This window comes from Saccharopolyspora hirsuta (assembly GCF_008630535.1).
Lineage (GTDB): Bacteria > Actinomycetota > Actinomycetes > Mycobacteriales > Pseudonocardiaceae > Saccharopolyspora > Saccharopolyspora hirsuta.
The window spans coordinates 1-3,670 of record NZ_VWPH01000032.1 but is presented as its reverse complement, the minus strand read 5'-3'; the positions used below and the strand labels follow the sequence as shown (position 1 = coordinate 3,670).

Genomic DNA, 3,670 nt, shown 5'->3' with positions numbered 1-3,670 from the left:
ACTATAGGTGATCACGTGGGGTCCTGGTCCTACGAAGACGATCTTGTGGTGAGACTTCTTCTACCAGGACCCCACGCCCACACCTCTTCAGCCCCTCAGCCACCCCCACCCCACTGAGATCACCTCAATGGAAATCAGACATCCGATTTCCATTGAAATCGCGTCCCCCGGAGTGTCGGGGCACGACATGCCGGTATGTGTCCGCACGACACGGGAGAGTTCCGCACTCCGGGGTCACAGTTTCAACCTGAAACTGTGGTCCCGCCTGGGTGTGGTGCGCAGTTTCAACTGAAACTGCGGTGCCCGGGAGATCGGTCAGGTGACTCCGGTGATGGTGAGGTTCGGGCGGCCGTTGTGGTCGGTGAGGTGGGCTTCGACGCCGAAGACGTCGGCGAGGAGACGCTCGTCGAGGACTTCGGCGGGCGTACCGGTCGCCGCGATGCGACCCGTGTCGAGGACCGCCAGGCGGTCGCAGAACTCCACCGCCAGCCGGAGGTCGTGCAGCGTCAGCAGGATCGTCAGGCCGTCGGCCGCGAGTTCGCGCAGCAGGGCCAGGACTCCGTACTGGTGCCGCAGGTCGAGGTGGTTCGTCGGCTCGTCGAGGACGAGGACCCGGGGCTGCTGGGCGAGCGCCCGAGCGATCGACGTGCGCTGCCGCTCCCCGCCCGACAGCAGGCGCACATCGCGTTCCGCCAGGTCGAGCAGGCTCGTGGCCCGCAGCGCGTCGTCGACGATCTCGCGGTCCGCCGCGCCCATCCGGTCCAGCAGGCCGAGGTGCGGAATCCGGCCCTGCGACACCACTTCCCGGACGGTGAGCGCCGCGCGCGCCTCCGTCTCCTGCGTGGTCGCGGCCAGCACGCGGGCCAGCTGACGCCGCCCACCGGCCGCCACCCCGGCGACCTCGACCGTCCCGGAAACAGGCTGGACGGCTCGGTAGAGCGTGCGCAGCAGGGTCGTCTTGCCGCTGCCGTTGGGGCCGACGAGGCCGAACACCTCGCCGGGCCGCACCTCGACGTCCACATCGGACAGAACCGGTCGACCGCCCAGGTCGACGCGGACCCCGCAGACCCGCAGGCTCATGCGATCCTCCGTCGCCGCCGCAACATCACCAGGAACACCGGGCCGCCGACCAGCGCGGTGAGCACCCCCACCGGCAGCTCCCCCGGCGCGACGACCAGCCGCGCCACCAGGTCCGCCAGCACCAGGAACACCGCGCCGAGCAGCGCCGACACCGGCAGCAGCCGGTGCGCCTCGGAACCCACCAGGAAGGTGGCCGCGTGCGGCACCAGCAGTCCGACGAACACGATCCCGCCCGCCACCGAGACCGCGGTCCCGGCCAGCAGCGAGATCGCGACCAGGCAGAACGTCCGGAACACGCGCGCGTTGATCCCGAGCGCCGCCGCAGCGTCGTCACCGCTGTGCAGGACGTTCATCCACCGGCCCGATGCAGCCGCCGTGATCAGCCCGAGCGCGAGCACCGCAGCGGGCACCGGCAGCGACTCCCAGCGCACAGCGCCGAGCCCGCCGCTGATCCAGAACAGCACCTGCTTGGCCTGGTCGCCGGTGCCGAAGGCGTGCAGGACGAACGACGTCATGGCGAACGCCACCTGCCCGACGGCCAGCCCGCCGAGCACCAGCGTGGTCACCGACCCGGAGCGCCCGGACACGGCCAGCACGGTCAGCAGCGCGACCAGCCCGCCGAGGAAGGCCACCACCGGCAGCCCGACGGCCCCGGCCCCGATGCCCAGGACGATGGTCAGCGACACCGCGAACCCGGCCCCCTCGGAGACGCCGAGCAGGTACGGGTCGGCCAGCGGGTTGCCGGTGACCAGCTGCGCGACCGCCCCCGACAGCGCCAGCGCCGCGCCGACCAGCATCCCGCCGACCACCCGCGGCATCCGCGAGTCGAAGACGATCGCCGCCCGCGCCGGGCTCCAGTCCGGCTCGATCCACGGCACCACCGGCTCCAGCACGATCCGCCACACCTGTCCCAGCGGCAGCTGCACCGACCCCAGCGACACCGCGAGCCCGCCGATCACCACGAGCGCGACCAGCAACCCGATGTAAACAATCCCGCCTCGCAGTCCCGCCTCTCCGCGCTTCACTGTCCCGCCTCTCCGCGATTCACAGTGGTGGTTACGTTCGGCTCGGATCTTGCGTTGTGGGGGTTTCTCGTGGCCGGGTTGCGTCACGGTCCCCTGAGGTGCCGCTGGGGAGGACTCAGGACCGGGAGTTTCAGGGCGGCTGCTCATGCGCCGTGGAGGTCTCGGGCCAGGCGCTCGACGGCGGCGGGGAACCTGATGCCCTCGGTGAGCTCGACCAGCGGGATGGTGCTGAACCGGTGGTTCCGCACCGCTGGTGCGCCCGAGGCCAGCGGGTGGCCTTCGAGGTAGGACTGCTTGTGCTGCACCGGGGCTCCGAGGTAGTCGACCAGCACGATCGCTTCCGGGGCTCGCGCGGCGACCTGCTCCCAGCTGACGTCCTCGAACACCTTCGGCACGTCGCTGAAGACGTTGCGCCCGCCCGCCCGGGTCAGCGCGTCGTTGCCGACGCCGTTGCCACCCAGGGTGAACGCGGCCTGCTCGCCGGAGTCGTACACGAACACGTCGACCGGCTGCACGCCCTGCAGCCGCTGCTCGACCGCGCGCACCCGGCCCTCGATGTCGGCGTTGAGCTTGCGCGCGTTGTCCTGCAGCCCGAGCGCTTCGCCGAACATCGTGATGTCGGCCAGCAGCGTGTCCATCCCGCTCGGCGCGCTCGCGCAGGACTCCGACAGCAGCAGCGTGTTGATGCCGCTCTTCGCGAACGCCTCGCGGCCGCGGCCCTCGGCCTCGTCGAAGGCGCTGGCGTAGCCGCCGACGACCAGGTCCGGCTCGGCTTCGAGGATGCGCTCGTAGGACGGGTACCGGTCGGACAGCAGCGGCACCTCGGCGTACTCGGCGGCCACCTCCGGCGGTGGCACGTGGTCGTCCGGGAAGGCGGTGCCGACCAGGCGGTCGCCCAGCCCGAGCGCCAGCAGGACCTCGGTCGCGTGCTGGTTGAGGCTCACCACGCGCTGCGGTGGGCGCGCGAAGGTCTCGACGCTGCCGCAGTTCTCCACCCGCAGACCGTTCTGCTGCGATTCGGCGGGGGTGCAGCCGGTCAGGAACAGCGCGGCCAGGAGCAGTGCGAATGTGCGGCGCATCGTGCCTTCCGAGGTCGTGCGCGGTTGCGCGAGACCAGGACCGCACGCGGGCGTCCCAGACCCCGACCGCAGACCGCGACAGTCGTTGGAGCCATCCCTCGCGATCGGGCGATCGGGCTCGCCGCGACGTGCGCGGCCTACCGTTGCGGGTCAGCGCCGGACTTCGACCGGCTTCTCCCGTTCGCGGGGTCGAAGGGGATGCTGCCCCACCCACCGAGCCGGGTCAACCGACCGGTTTCTCCCCGAAGTCGTGTTCTCGCAGCTCAGCAAGGCCCTTCGGGCAACTCGCCCGGCAGGTGAGATCAACGCCTCCCTCCGGACTAGTTGCAATAGGGTGGCAGTAGCTAGAGTCTGTCGATAGCGAAGGGAGTCTCAATGATGTTGTCAAGCCGCTTGGGCGGCGATCGATGGCATCGTGGGCTGCCAGGTGCGGTGGTCGCGGATGAGTGCCCAGAGCACGTCGACGCGGCGGCGGGCGAGGGCGAG

The 3,670-nt window shown here is 70.7% G+C and carries 3 protein-coding genes; all 3 read right to left on the bottom strand.

Annotated elements, in window-relative coordinates; all coding sequences use genetic code 11:
• Positions 1-315: 315 nt before the first annotated feature.
• Positions 316-1,080, bottom strand: a complete 765-nt coding sequence (locus F1721_RS34175) for an ABC transporter ATP-binding protein (RefSeq protein ID WP_150070996.1) — start codon at positions 1,078-1,080, stop codon at positions 316-318.
• On the bottom strand, positions 1,077-2,105 hold the full coding sequence (locus tag F1721_RS34170; protein ID WP_246155536.1) for a FecCD family ABC transporter permease: 1,029 nt from the start codon (positions 2,103-2,105) through the stop codon (positions 1,077-1,079). Before F1721_RS34170 ends, F1721_RS34175 begins: the two co-directional genes overlap by 4 nt.
• 143 nt (positions 2,106-2,248) lie before the next feature.
• Positions 2,249-3,184: an ABC transporter substrate-binding protein gene (locus tag F1721_RS34165; RefSeq protein ID WP_150070995.1), complete on the bottom strand. Its 936-nt coding sequence runs from the start codon at positions 3,182-3,184 to the stop codon at positions 2,249-2,251.
• Positions 3,185-3,670: the final 486 nt, after the last annotated feature.